The organism is Halomonas chromatireducens (genome assembly GCF_001545155.1).
Lineage (GTDB): Bacteria > Pseudomonadota > Gammaproteobacteria > Pseudomonadales > Halomonadaceae > Halomonas > Halomonas chromatireducens.
This window is the reverse complement of the sequence record NZ_CP014226.1, coordinates 3,931,581-3,953,240: the sequence shown is the minus strand read 5'-3', so window position 1 is coordinate 3,953,240 and position 21,660 is coordinate 3,931,581. Positions and strand designations below refer to the sequence as shown.

The 21,660-nt window shown below is 65.7% G+C and carries 18 protein-coding genes and 1 riboswitch; of the genes, 7 read left to right on the top strand and 11 right to left on the bottom strand.

The window, feature by feature from the left end:
- Nucleotides 1-67: 67 nt before the first annotated feature.
- The 5 genes from senA (at nucleotide 68) to LOKO_RS18330 (ending at nucleotide 5,007) form a co-directional block, all read left to right on the top strand.
- Entirely contained in the window at nucleotides 68-1,417 is a 1,350-nt protein-coding gene (gene senA, locus LOKO_RS18350) for a selenoneine synthase SenA (RefSeq protein ID WP_066452119.1), read from the top strand.
- Between the two features lie 113 nt (nucleotides 1,418-1,530).
- Complete coding sequence (locus LOKO_RS18345) at nucleotides 1,531-2,397, top strand: putative selenate ABC transporter substrate-binding protein (protein WP_066452118.1); 867 nt, start codon at nucleotides 1,531-1,533, stop codon at nucleotides 2,395-2,397.
- Nucleotides 2,397-3,050: an ATP-binding cassette domain-containing protein gene (locus LOKO_RS18340; RefSeq protein WP_066452117.1), complete on the top strand. Its 654-nt coding sequence runs from the start codon at nucleotides 2,397-2,399 to the stop codon at nucleotides 3,048-3,050. Before LOKO_RS18345 ends, LOKO_RS18340 begins: the two co-directional genes overlap by 1 nt.
- Nucleotides 3,050-4,531 (top strand): PhnE/PtxC family ABC transporter permease, encoded by a 1,482-nt coding sequence (locus tag LOKO_RS18335; RefSeq protein WP_066452116.1) that lies wholly within the window; start codon nucleotides 3,050-3,052, stop codon nucleotides 4,529-4,531. The genes LOKO_RS18340 and LOKO_RS18335 overlap by 1 nt, the downstream gene beginning before the upstream one ends.
- A gap of 98 nt (nucleotides 4,532-4,629) precedes the next feature.
- Nucleotides 4,630-5,007, top strand: a complete 378-nt coding sequence (locus tag LOKO_RS18330) for a DUF5362 family protein (RefSeq protein ID WP_066452115.1) — start codon at nucleotides 4,630-4,632, stop codon at nucleotides 5,005-5,007.
- 116 nt (nucleotides 5,008-5,123) lie between these two features.
- Here LOKO_RS18330 and LOKO_RS18325 read toward each other — a convergent pair whose 3' ends face one another.
- The 6 genes from LOKO_RS18325 to LOKO_RS18300 all read right to left on the bottom strand — a co-directional run bounded on the left by LOKO_RS18325 (nucleotide 5,124) and on the right by LOKO_RS18300 (nucleotide 12,872).
- Complete coding sequence (locus LOKO_RS18325) at nucleotides 5,124-6,605, bottom strand: hypothetical protein (protein ID WP_066452114.1); 1,482 nt, start codon at nucleotides 6,603-6,605, stop codon at nucleotides 5,124-5,126.
- Between the two features lie 83 nt (nucleotides 6,606-6,688).
- Complete coding sequence (locus LOKO_RS18320) at nucleotides 6,689-8,020, bottom strand: sensor histidine kinase (RefSeq protein WP_144439701.1); 1,332 nt, start codon at nucleotides 8,018-8,020, stop codon at nucleotides 6,689-6,691.
- Between the two features lie 71 nt (nucleotides 8,021-8,091).
- Nucleotides 8,092-8,763, bottom strand: coding sequence for a response regulator transcription factor (locus LOKO_RS18315; protein WP_066452112.1), 672 nt, complete (start codon nucleotides 8,761-8,763; stop codon nucleotides 8,092-8,094).
- Nucleotides 8,764-8,955: 192 nt separating this feature from the next.
- A complete protein-coding gene (gene ilvD, locus LOKO_RS18310) occupies nucleotides 8,956-10,644 on the bottom strand; it encodes a dihydroxy-acid dehydratase (protein ID WP_066452111.1) in 1,689 nt (562 codons plus the stop codon).
- A 129-nt stretch (nucleotides 10,645-10,773) separates the two neighbouring features.
- A complete protein-coding gene (locus LOKO_RS18305) occupies nucleotides 10,774-11,469 on the bottom strand; it encodes a TenA family protein (protein WP_066452110.1) in 696 nt (231 codons plus the stop codon).
- Complete coding sequence (locus LOKO_RS18300; protein ID WP_066452109.1) at nucleotides 11,469-12,872, bottom strand: sodium:solute symporter family transporter; 1,404 nt, start codon at nucleotides 12,870-12,872, stop codon at nucleotides 11,469-11,471. Before LOKO_RS18300 ends, LOKO_RS18305 begins: the two co-directional genes overlap by 1 nt.
- A riboswitch (TPP riboswitch) is annotated at nucleotides 12,862-12,975 on the bottom strand. Its footprint overlaps the gene before it by 11 nt.
- A gap of 134 nt (nucleotides 12,976-13,109) precedes the next feature.
- Here LOKO_RS18300 and LOKO_RS18295 point away from each other — a divergent pair.
- Complete coding sequence (locus LOKO_RS18295; protein ID WP_066452108.1) at nucleotides 13,110-13,790, top strand: hypothetical protein; 681 nt, start codon at nucleotides 13,110-13,112, stop codon at nucleotides 13,788-13,790.
- Between the two features lie 44 nt (nucleotides 13,791-13,834).
- Here the strand turns inward: LOKO_RS18295 and LOKO_RS18290 are convergent, their stop codons facing one another.
- The 3 genes from LOKO_RS18290 to LOKO_RS18280 all read right to left on the bottom strand — a co-directional run bounded on the left by LOKO_RS18290 (nucleotide 13,835) and on the right by LOKO_RS18280 (nucleotide 18,115).
- Nucleotides 13,835-14,425 carry a peroxidase-related enzyme gene (locus LOKO_RS18290; RefSeq protein ID WP_066452107.1) on the bottom strand — a complete coding sequence of 197 codons (591 nt, stop codon included), beginning with the start codon at nucleotides 14,423-14,425 and terminating at the stop codon, nucleotides 13,835-13,837.
- 73 nt (nucleotides 14,426-14,498) lie between these two features.
- Nucleotides 14,499-16,358, bottom strand: coding sequence for a diguanylate cyclase (locus tag LOKO_RS18285; protein WP_066452106.1), 1,860 nt, complete (start codon nucleotides 16,356-16,358; stop codon nucleotides 14,499-14,501).
- Nucleotides 16,359-16,615: 257 nt separating this feature from the next.
- Nucleotides 16,616-18,115: a CoA-acylating methylmalonate-semialdehyde dehydrogenase gene (locus tag LOKO_RS18280; protein ID WP_066452105.1), complete on the bottom strand. Its 1,500-nt coding sequence runs from the start codon at nucleotides 18,113-18,115 to the stop codon at nucleotides 16,616-16,618.
- Nucleotides 18,116-18,339: 224 nt separating this feature from the next.
- On the opposite strand from LOKO_RS18280, the gene LOKO_RS18275 reads away from it, so the two are divergent.
- The gene (locus LOKO_RS18275) at nucleotides 18,340-19,281 is read left to right on the top strand and encodes a LysR family transcriptional regulator (RefSeq protein ID WP_066452104.1); all 942 of its coding nucleotides are present in this window, start codon (nucleotides 18,340-18,342) and stop codon (nucleotides 19,279-19,281) included.
- A 12-nt stretch (nucleotides 19,282-19,293) separates the two neighbouring features.
- Here LOKO_RS18275 and LOKO_RS18270 read toward each other — a convergent pair whose 3' ends face one another.
- The gene (locus tag LOKO_RS18270) at nucleotides 19,294-20,706 is read right to left on the bottom strand and encodes an FAD-dependent oxidoreductase (RefSeq protein ID WP_066452103.1); all 1,413 of its coding nucleotides are present in this window, start codon (nucleotides 20,704-20,706) and stop codon (nucleotides 19,294-19,296) included.
- Nucleotides 20,706-21,659 carry a polysaccharide deacetylase family protein gene (locus LOKO_RS18265; protein WP_066452102.1) on the bottom strand — a complete coding sequence of 318 codons (954 nt, stop codon included), beginning with the start codon at nucleotides 21,657-21,659 and terminating at the stop codon, nucleotides 20,706-20,708. Before LOKO_RS18265 ends, LOKO_RS18270 begins: the two co-directional genes overlap by 1 nt.
- Nucleotide 21,660 lies beyond the last annotated feature (1 nt).

The window sequence follows — 21,660 nt, the reverse complement described above, 5'->3', positions numbered from 1 at the left end:
TTAGCTCGACTCCTTAGCTCGACTCCCTATCCTTGCTCCCTGAGCACTCCACTGCGACGAGGTCGGCATGCTCTCCACACCACTCAGCACACCGCCTACGCCACCCCGGCCCGCCGTCGAGCTGGCGGCAATGCTCACCGATGCGCGGACGCGCAGCCTGGCGCTGATGCAGGACACCCTGGAGGCCCGCGAACTCGGCCCACGGCTGGCGATCGTCAATCCACCGCTGTGGGAGCTGGGCCACCTGGGCTACTTCCACGACCATTTCGCCCTGCGCGGCCTCTTTGGCCTGCCCGACTACCAGATCGCCGAGGCCGAGCGGCTGTTCGATTCCAGCAGCATCGCCCATGACGACCGTTGGTCGCTACCGCTTCCTTCACGGGAGCAGACCCTGGCGTACCTGTCGCGGGTCCAGCAGGCCATGCTCGAGCGCCTGCCCGACGGCGAGGCCAGCTCCGCCCAGAGCTATGTCTACCAGCTCACCACCCTGCACGAGGACATGCACGGCGAGGCCTTCCTCTATACCCGCCAGACCCTTGGCGACCCGGCCCCCGACCTGGGCACGCCACCGCCGGGGTTCGCCCCTGGCGAGCCCGCTGCCGGTGCGCCGCCCGGCGACGTCGCCATCCCCGGCGGTCGCCACCTGCTGGGCTCAGACGAAAGCGTTCCCTTCCGGTTCGACAATGAGAAGGCGCCCATGGAAGTCCATGTGGCGCCCTTCTCGATCGCCAAGGCGCCGGTGACCAACGCCGAGTTCGTCGCCTTCGTCGACGACGGCGGCTATACACGACGCGAACTGTGGAGCGAGGCCGGCAGGCACTGGTGTGAGCAGCAGGGCCTGCGGGCACCCGTCTACTGGCGCAAGGGCGCCAACGGCCGCTGGGAGGAGCGACGCTTCGACCGCTGGTTGCCGCTGGCCCCCCATCAGCCGGTGGTGCATGTGAGCTGGTTCGAGGCCGAGGCCTGGTGTCGCTGGGCCGGTCGTCGCCTGCCCAGCGAAGCCGAATGGGAGGTCGCCGCTAGCCGCGAGCCAACACCCGACGGGGCGTCACTCGCCCCCGGCAAGCGTCGCTTCCCCTGGGGCGACACGCCGCCGGTTGCCCGCCTGGCCAACCTGGACGGCTGGCGCCTGGCAGCGCTGGACGTGGCGGCACTGCCCGACGGCGACAGCGCCTTCGGCTGCCGGCAGATGCTCGGCAACGTCTGGGAGTGGACGGCCTCGCCCTTCGGCCCCTTCCCGGGCTTCGAGCCCGAGCTGTACCGCGACTACTCGGCGCCCTGGTTCAAGGAGGGCCGCTACGTGCTGCGCGGCGGGGCCTGGGCCACCCGGGGGCGGCTGATCCACAACGGCTACCGTAATTTCTTCACCCCGGAGCGCCAGGACATCCTGGCGGGGTTTCGTACCTGTGCGCTCTAAGAGGGGATAGATCTGCGTTTTTCGGTATCATGCCCCGTTCCGCTTACCCAGGCTCTATGCTTTAGAAGCCAAGATATTCTCGACTGGCCACTCCCCCACAAGGACGCCCTGACATGTTACGACGCCTGTTGCCTGCTATTGCGCTTGTCACGCTCATCACGCCCTCCCTGGCCGCCGCCCAGCCCCTGGGGTTCACCGCCATCCCCGACGAGGATGAGACACGCCTGCAGCAGCGCTTCCAGGCCGTGGCCGACTACCTCGCCGAGACGCTGGAGGTGGAGGTTCGCTTCATTCCGGTCACCTCCTACGCCGCCTCGGTCACCGCCTTTCGCAACAACCAGGTGCAGCTGGCCTGGTTCGGCGGCTTCACCGGCGTGCAGGCACGCCAGCTGGTACCGGGCTCCCGCGCCATCGCCCAGGGCGTGGAGGACCCCGAGTACAAGAGCTACTTCATCGCGAACCAGCGGACCGGACTCGAACCACACAGCGGCGAAACCGCCCCCGAGGGGCTGCGCGACCTGACCTTCAGCTTCGGCTCCCAGAGCTCGACCTCCGGGCGGCTGATGCCGGAGTACTTCCTGCGCGAGCACCTCGGCGCTTCGCCCGACGAGCTGTTTACCCGGGTCGGCTTCAGCGGCAACCACAGTCGCACCATCTCGGTGGTGCAGTCCGGCGCCTACCAGGCCGGCGTGGTCAGCTACAAGGCGTGGGAGAACGAGCTCGAAGCGGGCAACATCGACCTCGACCGGGTTCAGGTGATCTGGGAGACGCCGCCCTACCCCGACTACCAGTGGACGGTGCGTGGCGACATCGACGAGCGCTTCGGCGAGGGCTTCACCGAGCGCCTGCAGCAGGCGCTGCTCGACATGGATGACCCAGACCTACTGGCCAGCTTCCCCCGCGCGGGCTTCATTCCCGCCGTGAACGAGGACTACCAGGAAATCCTCGAGGTCGCGCAGTCCCTGGGGCTGCTCGACTGATGACCGTGCTGGCGCTGCGGGATGCCGTCGCCACCTATGGCGAGGTGCGCGTGCTCGGCCCGCTGAGCCTGACGCTGGCCCCCGGCGAACGCGTAGCGCTGGTGGGTCGCAGCGGTGCCGGCAAGTCGACGCTGCTGTCGGTGATGTATGACCGTTGGCGCGACCAGGGGGCGGCACTGATGCCCCAGGACCTGGGGCTCGTGACGACACTCTCGGTTTTCCATAACGTCTACATGGGCCGGCTCGACCGCCACCCCTGGTGGCGCAACCTGCTGACCCTGGTGCGCCCGCGGCCAGCCGACGTGGCGGAGATCGACACCCTGCTCGGCCGGCTCGGCCTGGCCGACAAGCGCTGGACGCCCTGCGGCGAACTCTCCGGCGGGCAACGCCAGCGAGTTGCAGCGGCGCGGGTGATCCATCAGGGCGGCGGCATGCTGCTCGCCGATGAGCCGGTCTCGGCACTCGACGGCCCGCTCTCCGAGGTGACCCTGACCGCGCTGACCGACGCCTACCCCACCGCGGTGCTGGCCATGCATGACGTGGACCTGGCGCTGCGCTACTGCACCCGGGTGATCGGCATCCAGGATGGCGCCATCGCCATCGACCAGCCCAGCCAGCGCCTCTCCGCCACCGACCTGCTGCCGCTCTACTGATGCCGTTGACCGCCACCCGCCGCGTCACCCTGGGGCTGACCCTGCTGGCGGCGGTGTGCCTGCTGTTCGGCGACTTCGAGATCAGCACCCACGACCCCTGGCATGCGCTGGGCCGCCTGTTCATGGGGCTGATCCAGCCCGACTTCTCCCGCGTCGACTTCCTCGGCGAGGCCCTGCTGCGAACCGTGGCCTTCGCCTTCGTCGGCGTGGGGCTAGGCTCGGCGGCGGGCATGCTGCTGGCCCTGCTCTTCCGGCATGTCTGGGTGCGCACCTTCTGCGCCTTCATCCGCGCCATCCACGAACTGTTCTGGGCGCTGATCTTCCTGCAGAGCTTCGGCCTGCACCCAATCACCGGGGTGCTGGCCATCGCCATTCCCTACGCCGGCACCTTCGCCAAGGTCTATGCCGAGATCCTCGACGAGTGCGACCCGCAGCCGGAACGCAGCCTGCCACAGCGCGCCGGGCGGCTATCGGCGCTGGTCTATACCCGCATCAGCCAGGCCTGGCCTCACCTGGTCAGCTATACCGCCTACCGCCTCGAGTGCGGCCTGCGCTCCAGCGCGGTGATCGGCTTCGTCGGTATGCCGACCCTGGGGTTCCACCTGGCAGGCGCCTTCGCCCAGGGCCACTACGGCACGGTGGGCGCACTGCTGCTGCTCTTCTACGCCCTGATCGCCAGCCTGCGGCTATGGGCGCGGCCACGGCTGCTGCCCCTCTACCTGGTGGCCTCCCCCTTCCTGCTGGGTACCGGGCTGCCGATCGTATGGAGCAACGTCTCGCGCTTCTTCACCGAGGACATCGTGCCCGCCCCGCTGCGCAACGGCGAGGGCCTGGAGGGCCTGTGGCCCTGGTTCGGCGACCTCCTCCTCGGCCAGGCCCTGCCCGGCATCTGGAACACCCTGCTGCTGACCCAGATCGCCCTGGTGCTCACAGGGGTGCTGGCGATGACGCTATTCCCCGTGATCTCGCGACACTTCACCGGGCGCCTGGGCGGCACCGCCGGACATGTGCTGCTGGTGGTAATGCGTTCGACGCCGGAGTACCTGCTGGCCTTTATCCTGCTGCAGCTGTGGGGGCCCTCAATGCTGCCGGCGGTGGTGGCCCTGGCGCTGCACAACGGCGGCATCATCGGCCACCTGGTGGGGCGCCGCAGCAACGAGATCCCGCTGCGCCAGGACGCCCCGGGCGGCATCAACCGCTACGCCTACGAGGTAGCGCCGCGGGTCTATGGCCCCTTCCTGGCGCTGCTCTTCTACCGCTGGGAGATCATCATGCGTGAGACGGCGATACTCGGGATTCTCGGCATCGCCACCCTGGGCTTCTACGTCGACAGCGCCATCCAGGAGCTGCGCTTCGACCGCGCCATGGTGCTTATCCTGATCACCGCGCTGCTCAACATAGCGGTGGATGTACTGGCCCGCCGACTGCGCGCCCACCTGCGCCTGAGCCACACTGCCCGGAGCGAGCCCGCCGCTGCATGACTGGGGCGATCCACCTGTTCGAACGGAGGGTGACAATCGGTCGGCACGGCCTAATAGTGGCAAGGCATCGCAACCACCATTGCACTAGGGGGAACATCATGGAACAGGGCAATACGCAGGCGGGCCTGCGCGACCTTATCGAGCCACCTCACCGGGGCAAGGTCTGGATGCAGCTCACCGGCGGGAAGCTGATCCTGTCGGGGATCGTGACGGCCCTTTCCATCGTCGGCCTGGTCGTGGCGTGGATTCCCATCTGGGCCGGCGTGGTGCTGATGCAGGCAGCAGGCTCGGCAGGCCGTGTCTACACCAGCGGTGATCCTGGCGAGATGAAGGTCGCCATGGGCAAGCTGAAGACCTACTTCACCATCTTCGGCGTCCTGCTCCTGATCTACCTGATTCTCGCCGTGGGCGGCATGGTCATCGGAATGGCCGGCATGAGCGGCATGATGGGTGGCATGGGTGGCATGGGCATGTAGTCGCCGATAGCGACCCTCCGGTCGCAACGAGCTGGCCGGCACCCAGCCTCGCAAGCTGGGTGCCGGCTTAATGAGCGCCCACAGGGCGCTCTTCGGTATTCTGCTAGTGGAAACCCTCAGTCAAGCAGGGTCAGCAGCCAGTCGTTGTTGGCACGGATGGCGTCATAGAGCTCACGGCTTCGCATCTCAAGCTCGGTGTCATCAGCCCAGTCGCCGGGGCGCTCGAAGAGTTCACCGCTACGGTAGGCGTTACTCGCCGTGGTGGCGAACCAGGCGATGGCAGCCACCTGATGGCGATCATCGATCACCTCGCCGTCTTCCACAGACAAGCGGCGATGCATCAGACCATCCTCGCCCAGTTGATGGTCCAGGGCAGCTTGAAGCAGTCGGTCACTCAGTTCGCCGATGCGCTCACCAAGCTCAGGCCGGGTCTCCAGGAAACTGGAGGTGCCGTCTCGCTCGCGCAGAGTGCCGAAGCCGCCGGTGAAGTGGTTCAGAAAGCGCCACTGACTCTCGGTGTCAATCCGATCACTGTCGACCCTGACGCCCTCAGAAGTGAAGACGACGCGTTCAGCCAGGCCCCAGTCGCGAACTGCCTCGTCACTGTCCAGCAGTGCCAGGGTCATCTCCGCCTTGCGCTCGAATAGCCGCTCGGCCAGTTCCCTGTCATCGTCGTCACCGAAGACGTAAAGGATCTCGTAGAGCGCCTTGTGGCCGCGCACCAGGCTGCCCAGGGTGTCCAGGTGATAGGCGCCGTCGTTGTCCAGGTCGTAGATCTTCCTCTCGTAGTCCCAGGCCTCATCCAGTGTGCCGGCCAGGTTGCGGCTGATCGCCACCAGGCGCTCGAGGGTAATGCCATGGGCGGCCTCCATGACCTCTTCGCTGAGCTGACCCATGTCATCGGCACCGCCCGGCTTGTGCCAGCGCACCCAGGAGTAGGCCAGGCTGTGGAGCACATCCAGGCCATGGGCCATGCTGGCGGCGTCGCGCTCGCGGCCAACGTCCTGGAAGCCGCGCTGGCCATAGTGATCCTGGTAGAGACGCTGGGTGATGGCCCCGAGGTAGCCGGCCGGGCCGTGGGTGATGGCGTTCTCGAGGCCGTGTTCGGCCCAGCGACCGCCGCTGTGGTGCATGTGGTAACTGAAGGCAGCCTGGGCAAGGTCGGCCAGGCTCATCTCGCGCCCGGGGACCCACTCGCCTTCCTCCTGGACCATGGTTCCCACGGCGCCCTCGTCAGTGAAGAAGGCCGAAGCCTGATGCTGCAGATCTAGCCATGCCTGGCCCTGAGCCGCCATGGGCTCGTCGGCCAGGCTGGCGTCATAGCCTTCGTGGCCCATCTCGCTGTCACGCATGATGCGCCCGACACTGGCCATGGCATGTTGCACGGCGGAGATGTCGCGATGGTAGAGCGCCTCCTGATAGAACAGCGCCTCGCCGTCGGCATCGACCTGGGCCGGGATCGGCAGGTCGACGCCGGTCGCCTCCGGCAGGGTGTCGTAGTTGGCTAGTGCCGACAGGCTGGTCAGGGCCAGGCTGCCCATGCCGGCGGCCACGGCGGTACGCATTAGGGAACGGGAAACAGGCGGTGTAAGGGTCATAGAAGTCTCCTTGTTGGCCATGACATCACACGATGCCGAGTCCTCACCCTAACTCGCCTTCCTGAAATCCAACTGAAAGCCGTTCAGATAGCCAGCGGCAGGGTCACCACCAGGCGGGTGCCCTCGCCCTCCCGGGAGAACAACTGCGCCTCACCGCCATGCTGACGTGCCACCTCATCAATGATGGCCAGCCCCAGCCCTGCTCCCGCCTGATGGCGCTGTCGGGAGGGGTCGCCGCGGTAGAAGCGCTCGAAGGCCCGCGCCAGCTGGGCTTCGCTCATGCCGGGGCCTGTGTCGACGATCTCCAGGCGCGCCCGCCCCGCCCGAGCCTGCAAGCGTACCTCGATGCGCCCATACTTCGGGGTGTAAGCCACGGCGTTGTCCAGCCCGGCCCCTATCAGACGTGCCAGCAGATCGGCGTCCCCAACCACGCAAAGTCCCGGCTCCAGAGTCATGCTGAGCGACTGCTGCCGAGACTCGGCCTGGGGCTGGCGCAGGCGCACCTGGCGCTGCACCACCTCATCCAGTGGCAGGTGCTCGTGGCGCTGCGATACCCCTCCGGCATCTATCCTGGCCAGCAGCAGCAGTTCCTCCGCCAGTCGCCCCAGGCGGCGCACCTCATCCCGGGCATCTACCAGGGTCTGGTGATGGAAGTTGTCCAGACGCTCACGACCCTCCCGCTCCACCAGGGCCAGGGCGGTGTTCATCACAGTCAGCGGTGCGCGCAGCTCATGGGAGGCGCTGGCGATGAACTCGCGCTGCTGGCGCAGCGCCTGCTGCAGGGGCAGCAGGCTGCGATCCGCCATCCACCAGCCGCCTAGCCCTGCCAGCACCACGAAGCCCAGCGCCAGCCCCAGCAACAGGACCAGCAATTGCTCCAGATGAACCAGGCTACCCCCCACATCAGTGGCGGCGTAGACACTGCCCAGGTAGCGCCCCTCGCTGTCCTTTACCGGGTGGCGCAGCAGGGCCAACTGCAGGGCACCCTCCTCGTCGGCAAGGATCTCCTCGAAGACCACCCGCCCCCGGGGCAGGGCGTTGCCCTTGAGCAGTGCCAGCACCTCTTCACGCAGAGCCGGGCGAGTCTCGTTGCCGTGTACCAGCCGCGCATCTGGCCCAAGAATATAATAGAAGGCGGTGCGATGGGGGCGAAAGCCGATGCTGACGTCATCGGGACCGCGCCGCCCCTCCATCCAGGCTTCCAGGTCCGGCTTATGGACCTCTGCCTCGCGCTGGGCAAGCTGCACAAGTTCGCTCTTCAGCGACTGCTTGACCAGTGCCGAGTGCATCAGATAGCCGACCAGCAGCACGGTGCAAAGCCCCATCGCCATGCCCAGGGCATAGCGCCAGGCCAGGCGGCGGCGGCTAGCCTCCAACTGGCGGAGATCGTGATGGGGTGGATCCGGGCGAGACATGCAGGTTTCCGAAAAATTGAATTGGCCCCTCAGCATACCCGGGGAAGCTGAAAGTCGCCTGAAAGTGCGACTCAGGGCGTAAAGCGGTAGCCCAACCCTCGTAGAGTCTCGATGGGCTGCCGGGTAGCGCAACGGGAAAGCTTGCGTCGCAGCAGGCGCAGGGTCGCATCCAGAGCGTTGTCGGTGACCACCTGGTCGCGTCCCCAGAGCCGCTCGTAGATCAGCTCGCGTGGCACGCTATGACTCGCCCGGCGCATCAACAGCTCGAGCAACTGGAACTCCCGCTGGGTCAGCTCGACAGCACGGCCCCGATGTTCGACGCGCCTCTCGTCGCAATCCAGCACCCAGTCGCCGACCTGCAATCGGCGGCCATCCAGAGGCCGACGAGCCCGTCGCCCCAGCGCCTCGAGGCGTGCCATCAACTCCTCAGGCTCGAAGGGCTTGAGCAAGTAGTCGTCGGCACCGACGGCGAATCCCTCCAGGCGGTCCTCCAGGGCGTCACGCGCAGTCAGCATCAGGATGCCGCCCTCGAAACCGCTGGCCCGGGCCCGCTCGCACAGCGCCACCCCGTCTTCGTAGGGCAGCATCCAGTCAAGCACCAGCAGGTCATAGTCGCCCTGCTGCATCAGTGCCACCGCCATGCGTCCGTCATGTGCCACATCCACCGTATGGCCCGCCTGACGCAGCATATGGTCCAGCAACCGTGTCAGGCGTTCATCATCGTCCACCAGCAGCAGATACATGGGTGCCTCCCTGTTCCGACTCTCTCGCCGGGTGGCGAGAAGCGAACATAGCTACCAGCCTTGTTCTCTGCAGACAAGTCCAGTTCGGTAGCCACACTCCAGGAAAGGATGGATATCCTGCAAAATCGGACCGCCCCCACCGGGAAACCGATAGGGGGCTAGAAAGTGATGCTTAGTGGATGGCGAGGCGAATCAATCCAGCCGGTCGGTCACCGCACCGGTAGAGGCGGAGCTGACCGTCCTGGCGTACTTGGCCAACACACCGCGGGTATAGCGTGGTGCCGGCTGCCGCCAGGCGGCCCGACGCCGCTGCATCTCGCCGTCATCGATCGCCACCTCGATGGTATTGGCCTCGGCGTCGATGGTGATGGTGTCGCCGTTCTCGACCAGCGCCAGCGGCCCGCCATCGAAGGCCTCGGGCGACACGTGGCCGACCACGAAGCCATGGCTGCCGCCGGAGAAGCGCCCGTCGGTGATCAAGGCCACGTCGTTGCCGAGCCCCCGGCCCATGATCGCCGAGGTCGGGGTGAGCATCTCGCGCATGCCGGGTCCGCCCTTGGGTCCCTCGTAGCGGATCACCACCACGTCACCGGCCACCACCGTGCCGTCGTTGATGCGTGCCTGGGCCTCCTCCTCCGAGCCGAACACCCGCGCACTGCCGGTAAAGCGCGTGCCTTCCTTGCCGGTGATCTTGGCCACGGCCCCTTCGGGCGCCAGGTTGCCGTAGAGGATCCGCAGGTGGCTCTCGGCCTTCAGCGGTGCCGACAGCGGCGCGATGATCGACTGCCCCTCGGCATAGGGCGCCACGTCGGCCAGGTTCTCGGCCAGCGTCCGGCCGGTGACCGTCAGGCAGTCGCCATGCAGCAGCCCGGCATCGAGCAGCATCTTCATCAGCGGCTGGATGCCGCCGATCGCCACCAGCTCGCTCATCATGTAGTGGCCGCTGGGGCGCAGGTCGGCGAGCACCGGCACCCGCTTGCCGATTTCGGTGAAGTCCTCGAGCGAGAGCGGCACCCCCACGGTGTTGGCCATGGCGATCAGGTGCAGCACCGCATTGGTGGAGCCTCCTAAGGCGATGACCACGGTGATGGCGTTCTCGAAGGCGTCACCGGTCATGATGTCCGAGGGCTTGATGTCCCGCGCCAGCAGCTCCAGTACCGCGGCACCCGCCGCCTCGCAGTCGTCGCGCTTCTCCTGGGACACCGCATTCTGCGCCGAGCTACCCGGCAGGCTCATGCCCAGCGCCTCGATGGCCGACGCCATGGTGTTGGCGGTGTACATGCCGCCGCAGGAGCCGGGGCCGGGAATCGCCTTCTCCTCGATCTGCTTCACCTCGATCAGGTCCAGGTCTCCGCGGGTGTAGGCACCCACCGCCTCGAACACCGAGACGATATCGGTGTGGCCCTCGCCGGGCAGGATGGTACCGCCGTAGACGAACACGCTGGGCCGGTCGAGCCGCGCCAGCCCCATCAGGCAGCCGGGCATGTTCTTGTCGCAGCCGCCGATGGCCACCAGGCCGTCGAAGCCCTCACAGCCGGCCACGGTCTCGATGGAGTCGGCGATCACCTCCCGCGATACCAGCGAATACTTCATGCCCTCGGTGCCGTTGGCGATACCGTCGGAGATGGTGATGGTGTTGAAGATCACCCCCTTGCCGCCGGCCGCGTCGGCGCCGTCACTGGCCCGCTCGGCGAGGGCATGGATATGGCTGTTGCAGGGCGTGAGATTGCTCCAGGTGGAGGCGATGCCCACCTGGGGCTTCTTGAAATCCTCATCGGTGAAGCCCACCGCACGCAGCATGGCACGGCTGGCGGACTTGCCGACCCCATCCACTACCGGGGCGGAATGACGGCGGCGCGGATCCTCGGGCGTATCGCTCATGATGCTTCCTCTATCGTTGTTCAGGGGAGGTAATAGAGAGAGGGTGGACCGCAGACGGGACGGCTGTCCATGCCAAACCGTCATGTCTTGCCACAAGACGAGGCGGCGACTGCACCTGCGCGCTCTGCCTCAGCGCGGCTGCACGGCGTCGTGGAAGGCACGCTCCTTCGCCACGGTGTCGCGGAAGCGCTCGGCCATCCGAGCGAAGGCGGTGTCATCGAGCGCCGCCGCCTCCTCGTCCAGGCGCTGGCGCAGCCAGGCCACGAACTCCTGAAAGGCGGGGTTGTCGTGCAGATCGATCCACTCCCCCATCAACGGGTGCAGCCCGTCTACGCGGGTCACCCGCAGCGCCCACTCGAGGTAGACCCACTCGGTGACCACCAGCACCGTCAGGATCTCGGCGTAGTCGCCGCCCTGGCCGGTGTCGTGCAGCAGCTCGCGAAACGCCAGGGTCTGCGGCAGGTAATCCGGCGCCTCGCGCAGGGACGCAGGCACCTCGAAGGCGTCGAAGGTGCGCTGGAAGGTGCTGTTCTCGTCGCTGGTCAGCATGCCCATGAACTGGCCCAGCACTACCCGGTCCGCCATGCTCGGCGCGTGGCCGATAGCGTGGCCGATCAGGGCGGTAAAGGGATCGACGAAGCCGTAGTCCTGCACCATGTAGGCGGCAAAGTCGCCCCCCACAAGCCGCCCCTCGGCCAGGGCGTCGAACAGCGGGTGGTTCACCGTGGCCGACCAGTCCGGCTCGCTGATCTCGCGAAGCCAGTCGGTGATGCGCGCCGATTCACGGCTGGCGGCCCAGGCGTTCCAGTCAGAGCGTGTCGTCATCAGGCGTCTCCCTTGCTTGCCAGGTGAAATTTCGTCCCGGGGCGCAGCCAGGCGATCAGCAGGCTGGCCAGGGTGGAAGCGAGCAGCGCACCGAGGAACGGCGCCAGGGTGGGAATGCTGTCGGGGAAGCTCGCCGCCAGCACACCGGCGGCCAGGCTGCCCTGGGCAACCCATCCCGGCACCACCGCGCCAAGCAGGCCCGCCACGCCGCCGGCCACCGCCGCCAGCGGTGACATGCGCCGCCACAGGCCCAGCAGCACCGGCACCACGATGGCCGCGCAGAGCAGGTCGGCGATCAGGAACAGCCGCAGCACCGAGAAGCCCTGAAGGGCCACCCATGCCACCGGTGCCATCAGCGCCACCGTGACGAGCCGTGCCCCGCGAACCGAGAGCCCGCGCCCCCCGGAGCTGGCCACAGCCATGGAGGCGATGGCGTTCTGCGGGGTATCCACGCTGGAGGCACCCAGCGTTACCGCCAGCACCAGAGCCGGAAGGCCCAGCCAGGCCGGCGCGGCGGAGAGCAGTGCGAAGAAGGGGATCGGCGGCTCGCCCAGCGGCAGCGCATGCATGGCCGCCAGCATGCCCAACCCGCCGATGGCCATCACCACCAGCAGGCTGCTGGCCCCACCCAGCAGCGCCCCGCGGCCCAGGGCGCGGTCATCCTCGGCCGCCCAGATACGCTGCCAGTAGCCCTGGTGGAAGAGGTTGGCCGCGGTGACCGCGATCACCAGGGTCAGCGCCACGGAGAGTGCGCTGCCGGTGGGAATCGAGGGCATGATCGCCCCGGCGGGCATGGGCGGCAGCCACCACCAGGCCACGCCGCCGACCAGTACCAGCAGGGCCAGCAGCAGCCAGGCCTGCCAGCGATCGGTGGCCAGGCTCGCCCGCAGGCCGCCAAGGGTGGTGTAGACCAGGGTGACCACCGCCACGCCGAGGATCACCAGTGAAGGCGGCACATCGGAGAGCAGCGCGGCAATGGCGCCGATGGCAGTTAGCTCGGCGGCCAGGAAGATGGCCATGTAGGCAACGGAAACGAAGGAGACCCAGCGCCGCACCCCGGCGCCATAGCAGGCCTCGGCGAATTCACCGATGCTGCGTCCCTGCGGCAGGTGGCGTCGGATGGCGGGGCCGTAGAGTCCCAGTATCAGGAACGGCAGCGACGAGCCGATGGCGTAGCCAGCCAGCGCCACAGGCCCGACGAAGGCGCCGATCTCCGGCGGCGCAAAGAGGATCCAGGCCCCCATGCTGGAGGCCAGGAACGACAGGCCGATGGCCTGGGCTCCCTGGGAGTTGCGGGCAGTCACGTAGTCATCGAGCAGGCCGTCGGCCCGCCGGGCGCGCAGGCCCAGATAGGCAAAGCAGAGCAGCGCCGCGCCGAGCACGGCAGACGTCAGGTAGGGCATGTCGCACTTCCTCCGCCGGTATGAACCGGATCAGGTTCCAGGGTCAGCGCTTGGCTCTCTCAGCCCCTGCCGGTTGCACGGCGGGACTCCCCTGGCGACAGTGAATGGATTGTCGAGTAATTTAACTCAAGTTATTGTCAGGATGGCCGATATAACCGTCTAGCGTCCATGATTGATGGGACGAGTGATGATACAACAGTCGCTACCAGCGAACGACCACTCTCGCCGAGACTACCGATGCCGTTTACCGAAGCCAAGGAACACGCCCCCGGACGGTTGCATGCCATCTTCGCCGACCCCTACAGCGCTTTCGACAACCAAGTGATCGAGCGGCAGCTGCACTTGCGGGTCGCCATCGATGACCTGCTGCTGCAGCCCATGGCCAAAGGCCAGCTAATGCTGAGGGTGATCCATGGCTGGGAAAACGGCAGCTTCGAGCCCGCCGACCTGGACCACAGCGACCATCGCATCGGCTCACTCGAAGACCTGCGCAAGGCGGTTGATCGTTACCACCAGGCCTTCGAGGCTTCGCAGCCTTTTCCCAAGGATAATGCCTCGCTGCTGGCCCGCCCGCTCGAGCATGCCATCAACCAGGCCGAAGCCAACGGCCAGGCCCTCGACGAGGAGACCCGCACCATTCCCGCCCGCTGGCCCGCCTTCGACCAGGGGCTCTATCTTTATACGTTCTTCAAGGTCTACCACCGCCTCACCTACGGCGAAGATGACTCCTACCGCACGGCACGCTGCACGACCCCGCACGGACCTCGCGAGATTCACGAATTCCATCTGGAGGAAGGTGAATTCGCCGTGATTTCCCCCACCGAGAGGGACGCCACGGTAGACACCGTGCTGGTGCTGCATGAAAGCCAGCTGGTTCCGGTGCTGCAGTTGTTGGAAGGATGCCGGGAAAGCGCCTGAGTGAGCTTCAATACACGTCGGACGCCTCGATTGCTTCCTACCTGTTAGACCTTCTCACGCGGCACCCGGCCCATCAGGTAAAACTCGTCGTTGGGCGGCGTGCCGGTGAGGGTAACCAGGCGATTGGAGAGCCCGAAGAAAGCGGTGATGGCGCCAATGTCCCAGATGTCATCCAGGGTGAAGCCGGCGTTCAGCAAACGCGTCTGCCATTCGTCGGTGAGTTCGCCCACGTCCAGGCCGCAGTGAAAGGCGAAGTCGAGCATGAGCCGATGGCGCTCGCTCAGCGGTGCCGTGCGGTGGTTGATGGCGACCTGATCGGCCAGCAGCGGGTCCTTGCTGTAGATGCGTACCAGGGCGCCGTGGGCCACCACGCAGTAGAGGCAGTGATTGCGGGCGCTGGTGGCCACCACGATCATCTCCTTCTCAGCCTTGGTCAGCGTGTCCGACTCCCGCTCCATCAGCGCATCGTGATAGGCGAAGAAGGCGCGAAACTCTGCCGGGCGATGGGCCAGCATCAGGAAGACGTTGGGCACAAAGCCGGCCTTCTCCTGTACCGCCAGCATGGCGTCACGAATATCCGCAGGCAGATCCTGGATCGATTCGGGTATGGGAAAGCGGCTGATGGGCGTCGACATGGCGGACTCCTGCTGGGACTCTATGGACTGGACACAGTTAACGTCAACGTAAACACATTGTCCATGCTCGTACTCAGTCGGACGCATTCAAATGCGAGCACGTCACCACCCGGTTCCGATGATGCGCCTTGGCCTCGTACATGGCGTGATCGGCAAGGCGGTAGAGGGTTCCAACATCACGCACGGCATCGCACCCACGACAGGCGACCAGACCAAACGAGGACGTGATAACCCCATAGCTGGACGTCTCATGGCGAATGCTCAGCTCCTGAAGGGCTCCGCGAAATTTTTCCAGCGCCCGCTGGCCCTCCTCCAGCGACTCTACGTCCAGCAGCAGGCCAAACTCCTCCCCGCCCAGGCGGAACAGGCGGTCGCCGGCCCGACGAAAATGCTCCAGCAAGAGAGTGGATACCCTCACCAGCACTTCATCGCCGGCATGGTGGCCATAAGTGTCGTTGTAGAGCTTGAAGTCGTCGATATCCATTATTGAAAACAGCAGCGGCTGGCCGCTGCGACGCCGTCGCTGCAGCTCCTCTTCCATCAACTCCTGAAACTGTCGCCGATTCAACAGCCCCGTCAGAGGGTCGGTGCGAGCCAGGGTGGTAAGCTGTTGGTTGGCTTTTTCCAGCTCCTGTGTACGCTGAGCCACCTCCCGTTCCAGGCGCTCGTTGAGCGAACGCTGCAGATCAAGGGTGGCGCGCTCGGCGGCGAGCTTTTCGTTCTTGAACTTGTTGATCTTCCAGGCCAGCCCGAGGGATAGCAGTAGAAACTCGATCCCCGACCCGACCTGGACGGCGTATTCCGTGACGACATTGTAGGGCAACACCCCCGCCACCCGCAGGAAGTAGAGCGTTATCCCGATGAGTAGCACGCTCCACGCCACCAGGTAAATGCGAGCCAGGGTGTCGCCGCTATAGCTGCGCCAGACTGCCACACCGAGCAACAGGCAGGAAAGCAGGATGGCACCGGGAATCATCAGGTGGAATACCGCCGCATAGTGACCGAAAAGTGCCGGTAGCGCGCTGATCATGCACAGGCCGGCAAGACCATACAGCACTCGGGTCAAGCGGGGTGCGTGCTGGCGAAGGTTCATGTAGCTTTCACTGAAGATTGCGAGGGTGACGGCGAACAGGCCGATATTGAGCGGCACCATCTGGTTGTTGAACATCGGCATGTCCGGCCACCAGTACTGAAAGGCGAAGCCTCGCGACGAGAACATCAGGATGAAGAAGGTGCCGAGATAGGCGACGTAGTGCAGCAAGGGCCGTTCACGGGTGGCAAGGTAAAGCAGCAGGTTGTAGATCAACAACGCCAACAGGGCACCGAAGTAGAGGCTGAATGCCATCAGCTCCCGCTGGGCCTTGGCCAGAAAGCTGGCATCATCCATGAGGTAGAGTGGCGTCGCATCATAGAGCCCGTCGTGGGTATCCAGCCGCAGGAAGACCTGCCGCGACTCGCCAGCCGGCACATGGATGGGCAGCACGAAGGTGCGATGGGAGATAGGCCGGGTGTCGAAGCTGCGACGGTTGCCAGTCTGCCACTCCCTGACGATTTCGCCCTGCTGGTCCACCACGTAACCATCGAGATAGTCGTGCAACGGCATGGCCAGTTCCAGCAGCCGGCGCACAGGGAGAGCGGTATCGTTCTCGACCCGCAGCGTTAGCCACCAGGCGGAATCGGAAAAGCTGAAATTGAGGGTTTGCTGGCGGGAGCGCTCCCACTCCAGTGCCTCACCGTGACGCAGCAGCCGCTCGATATCAAACTCACGCGCCCTGTCTTCCAGCAACAGAACGTGCGGACTGAGGTTAAGCTCCCCTCTCAGGGTACCGACATCGATAGCGGCCAGCGCATGCCCTGGCAGCAAGAACAGCAGCAGTGCCAGCCAGCGAAACGCCACGAAGGTTGGCAAGAAATACAAGAGGCGCCTGGTCACGTGAGCTCCTCGCTGGCAGGTGTTGAATCTACCATATCAGCTAATGAGACTTTGGCGCCGTTGAAAAAAGGGATATCCCCAAAACCAGCCAGGCAAGCCTTGACAACAGTCAGAGTGTCCGGCGGCCAAGCTCCGTGGTGGGCCGCCCCTTGTGGCCACCCTTTCTCCAACAACTGAAACGCTCCCGCCCAGAAGCTGAAACGGCCCCGCTTCTCGATGAAGCGGGGCCGGGCGTCAGGCGGTCAGCCGATTCCAGCTCAGCTCAACGAGATGGTGCTGTTGATACCGCTTGAGACGTTCTCGGGCTCGAACCAGCGCGCAGTGACGGTCTTGGTCTGGGTCCAGAAGGCGATGGCCTGCTTGCCGTTGGGGCCCAGGTCGCCCAGCTTGGAACCGCGGGAACCGGTGAAACTGAAGTAGGCCACGGGCACCGGAATCGGCACGTTGATGCCGACCTGGCCCACGTCGATGTCGCTCTCGAAGCGACGCGCCACCCAGCCGGAGTTGGTGAAGATCGAGGTGCCATTGCCGTTGGGATTGGCGTTGACGAATTCGATCGCCTCATCCAGGGTATCGACGCTGACCACGCAGAGCACCGGCCCGAAGATCTCCTCCCGGTAGATGGTCATCTCAGGCGTCACGTCGGCGAACACGGTGGGCCCGACGAAGTTGCCATGCTCGTAGCCCGATACCTCATAGCCGCGGCCGTCGACCAGCAGCTTGGCGCCCTCCTGCTCGCCGGCGTCGATCAGTCGAATCACACGGTCACGGGCGGCCGGAGAGACCAGTGGGCCGAGATCGGCATCGCGCTGGGTGCCGGGGCCGACCTTCATGTTGCGGGCGCCGTCGACGATATCATCGAGCCACGCCTTGGCCTCGCCTACCAGCACCACCACGGAGTTGGCCATGCAGCGCTGGCCAGCGGCACCGAAGGCGGAACCCAGCAGGTTGTTGATGGCCTGGCTGCGGTTGGCGTCGGGCATGACGACACAGTGGTTCTTGGCGCCCATCATCGCCTGCATGCGCTTGCCGGCCTTGGCGGCACGATCATAGAGCAGCGAGCCCACGTGGCTCGAGCCGATGAAGGAGAGCGCCTTGATGTCGGCATGGTCGGCGATCTGGTTGGCCACGTCCGGTCCACCGTGAACCACGTTGAGCACGCCGGCCGGTACACCCGCTTCGTGGGCCAGCTCGACCAGACGCATGGTGGAGCTCGGGTCCTGCTCGGAGGGCTTGAGCACGAAGGTGTTGCCGGTGGCGATGGCCAGCGGGAACATGAAGCAGGGCAGCATGATCGGGAAGTTGAAGGCGGTGATGCCGGCACCCACGCCCAGCGGCTGGTTGAGGGTGTAGACGTCGATCTCGGTGCCGGCGTTCTCGGCCAGCTCACCAAGCTGCAGCGAGGTGATCGAGCAGGCGTGTTCGATCACTTCCAGGCCACGACCCACCTCGCCCTCGGCGTCGGGCAGCGTCTTGCCGTGCTCTTCCGTGATCAGGGCGGCGAGCTCCGGGGTGTGCTCACGCACCAGCGCCTGCAGCTTGAGCATGATGCGCATGCGCTTGCCCAGCGGCACCTTGCGCCAGGTCTTGAAGGCTTCCTTGGCGCTGGCGACAGCGCGGTCGACCTCCTCGGCGGAGCAGAACGGTACCCTGGCGACCACTTCCTGGGTCGCCGGGTTGACCACGTCGCGCCACTCCTGGCTATTGGACGGGACGGGCTTGCCGTCGATGTACATCGGAATCTCGCGGACTGACATGGTGCGTGCTCCTCTCTTGTGTCTGCTGGCTCTAGTCTGCCTGCACTGTCTGCTTATCGTTGTGATGGGCTTGTCGCGGCAAGGCAGATATTAGACTTTGTGTGTATTAGCACACGGAATGGAATGCCATGAGTCTAGCCAGAGGTCGGATTGCCTGACAACGGGCACTCGGGCACATTGCTTGTGCGCCAATGCACAACCGCACCGCGCACCCGGAGGCCCTCATGCTCGACTGGCAGGACATACAGATCTTTCTGGAAGTGGCCCGCAGCCAACGGCTGACCGACGCCGCCCGGCGCCTGGGGCTTGACCACTCCACCCTGTCGCGGCGCACCCGCCGCTTCGAGCAGAAACTCAATACCCAGCTCTTCGAGCGTAGCACGCATGGCTACCATCTGACCGAAGCGGGCCAGCAGCTGCTGGCCCACGCCGAGGAGATGGCCCGGCACGCCTTCGAAGCCGGCGAAAACCTTACCGACAAGAACCACCAGCTCAGCGGCCAGATTCGCCTGGGGGTCACCGAGGGCTTTGGCACCTGGGTGATCGCCCCGCTGCTCTCCCTCTTCTGCGAACGCCACCCCGGCATCACCCTGGACCTGCTGGCACTGCCACGGGTGGTCAACCTGAGCCGCCATGAAGCGGACCTGGCCATCACCGTCGAGCGCCCGGTCAGCCCCGGCATGGTGATCTCACGGCTCTGCGATTACCGGTTGCGCCTGTACGGCAGCCGTGACTACCTCGCCCGCCACGGCAAACCCGCAGGGCTCACGGAACTCGGCCGCCACCGGCTGATCGGCTATGTGGATGACCTGATCTTCAGCGAGCAGCTCAGCTACCTGGAGCCACTGCTCGACCCCGCCGTGGTGGGCCAGCCGGGGCCGCACTTCTCGATACGCAGCACCAGCGTGACCACCCAGCATGCCGCCACGCTGAGCGGGGCCGGGCTTGCCGTGCTGCCCTGCTTCATGGCCGAGACCAGCGATACGCTCGACAGCGTGCTGGACGACGAGGTAGAGATCGTGCGCCATTTCTGGATCACCGCACGCCAGGAACAGCGCCGCCTGGCCCGGGTAAGGCTGCTGTGGGACTTCCTGCGCGAAGCGCTGGAGGTGAACCACGCCTTCCTGATGGGTGAGGCGCGTGAACTGGTGATGCCCGCGCCCTGAGCACTCTGTCTGTCAGGCCGTCCCGCCCCGCCGTAGCTGGCGTGACGCCTCACGCCCGGCAATGGCCCCCATCACCACGGCGCTGAGCAGGCCGTTGCCCGACAGGTAGCCGCTGTCATTCGAGCCCGAAACGCCCCGCGCCGCGCCGCCGGCGGCAAACAGGTTGGGAAAGATACTGCCCTCCTGCCCCACTACCCGCGCCTGGGTGTCGACTTCCAGCCCTCCCTGGGTATGGAACAGCGCACCGGTTACACGAATGGCGTAATAGGGAGGCACTAGCAGGGTCTCCGGCGAGAAGCTGCGACCGAAGGCATCTGCCTCGCCGTTCCCGGCCAGGGTCCGCATTTCGTCGAAGGTCTGTTCAAGGGCATCCAGTGGCAGATCCAGCCCCTTCGCCATCGACTCCAGCGTCGCGAAGGTGCGCACTGCCCCGGCAATATGCGCGTTGCGGTAGTCCTCGAACTCGAGCGCTGCATGATGGATACGCGCATCGAACAGGTTCCAGGCCACACGGCCCGGCTGAGCCAGCACCTTGGCCGCCTGCTCCGAATAGCCACCGTGCTCGCTGGAGAAGCGCCGTCCTTCAAGGTTGACCTGGATGCCTCCGCGCATCATCAACGCCCAACTGATCAATGTCTGATGTGGCGTGGCCAGGGAGCCATGCCCCTGGCAGGCTCCCAGATCCTTCAGGCTGGCTCCCATGGCCTCGCCCCAGAGAAGGGCATCACCCTGGTTCCCTTCGTGGCCGTAGTAGAGAGCATTTTTCAAGGTGGGCAGGTAGCGCGCCACCAGTTCCGGGTTGCCGCCGTAGCCGTTGCAGGCCAGGATCATAGCCTCGCAGCCAATGCGCTCCTGACTCCCATCGGGGCGCTCGAGGGTGACACCGCGCACCCGTCGAGCCTCGTCGACATGCAGATCGACCACCCGGGCCTGGGTCAGGATATCGATACCCGCCGTCTCGGCAGCGGTCAGCAAGCTCCCCATCAGTTCCTCACCGGTTCGCCGCGGCGTGGCATGCATCCGCATGCGGCTATGTCCGGGATAAAGAAAGCCGTCGACCAGGTCGAACGGCACGCCATGGGTATCGGCCAGCCACTCCACCACTCGACCGGAGTATCCGGCCAGCGTCTGGACGATGGCCGGGTCAGCCTCATCACCGTTCTTCGCCTGGATATCTTTCGCCATCAGCTCGGGGCTGTCGTCTACCCCCTTGTCGGCCTGAAAGCGGGTGCCGGCGGCGGGTATGAAGCCGGAAGACATGAAGGTGCTGCCCCGCGGCAATGCATCGCGCTCGAGCACCGCCAGCTCGATGCCACACTCCCGGGCCGCCAGTGCCGCCACCAGGCCGCAGGCTCCCGCGCCGACGATCAGCAGCGGCAGGGACACCTCGAAGGTATCAGCGTCATGGAAGGCCACGATGCCCATCAGCGCGCCTCCTCTTGGCCAGCGCCCTGGAAGGCGTCGAGTATCTCGCCGGCCGGTGCCTGCCAGACTTCGTCATGGCCGGCGATATGGGCCAGCACCTCCTCCAGGCAGGCGATACGGTGGGGTTGACCCACCAGCCAGGGATGCAGGCTGAGCGCCAGCATCCGTCCCCCTTGCTCCCTCGACTCCTGCAGGAGAAAGTCGAAGGCATCCTTGACCTGCTCGACCCAGGCGTCTTCCGAATGGAGGTTCTGGCACATCACGAACTGATCCTCGATCTCGGTCGACAGGGGCATCATGGCCAGCGGCCCGTTGTCCGTGGCGAAGGCGTAGGGCATATCGTCGTTGACCCAGTCGGCGCAGTAGGCGATGCCGTTCTCTGCCAGCAGCTCCGGCGTGTGCCAGCTCTGCGAGCGAGCCGGGCTGAGCCAGCCGCGAATGGGCTGTCCGATCTGCTCGCGCAGCGTCTCTACCGAGCGGCGTACGATCTCGGCCTCCTCGTCGCGATCCTGCCCGCCATAGTGCAGATGGTCCATGTTCCAGCCGTGGCAGAGGAACTCGCCGCCGTATGCCTTGAGACGCTCCACCAGGTAGGGTGTCTGCTCGGCAAGCTGGGCATTGATCGCCCAGGTGGGACGGATGCCATGCTTCTCGAAGGCCGCCAGCATGCGGTAGATACCCACCCGGTTGCCGTAGTCGCGCAGCGAGTAGTGGCGCAGGTCGGGATAGGGCATGGTCATGCCGTTGGGCACCTTGAAGGGTACCCCACGCTGGTTGAGCGGGTAGAACTGCAGCGACACGTTGATCCAGACCGCCAGGGTCTTGCCGCCAGGCCATTGGACCGGGGGCCGCTGTGCCAGCATCGACCAGTCGTAGCGGTCATGATCGTAGCCGTGTCGGCGCCAGGGATAGGTCAGGTAATCCTTGTCGAGAGACGAACTTTTCGAGGACATG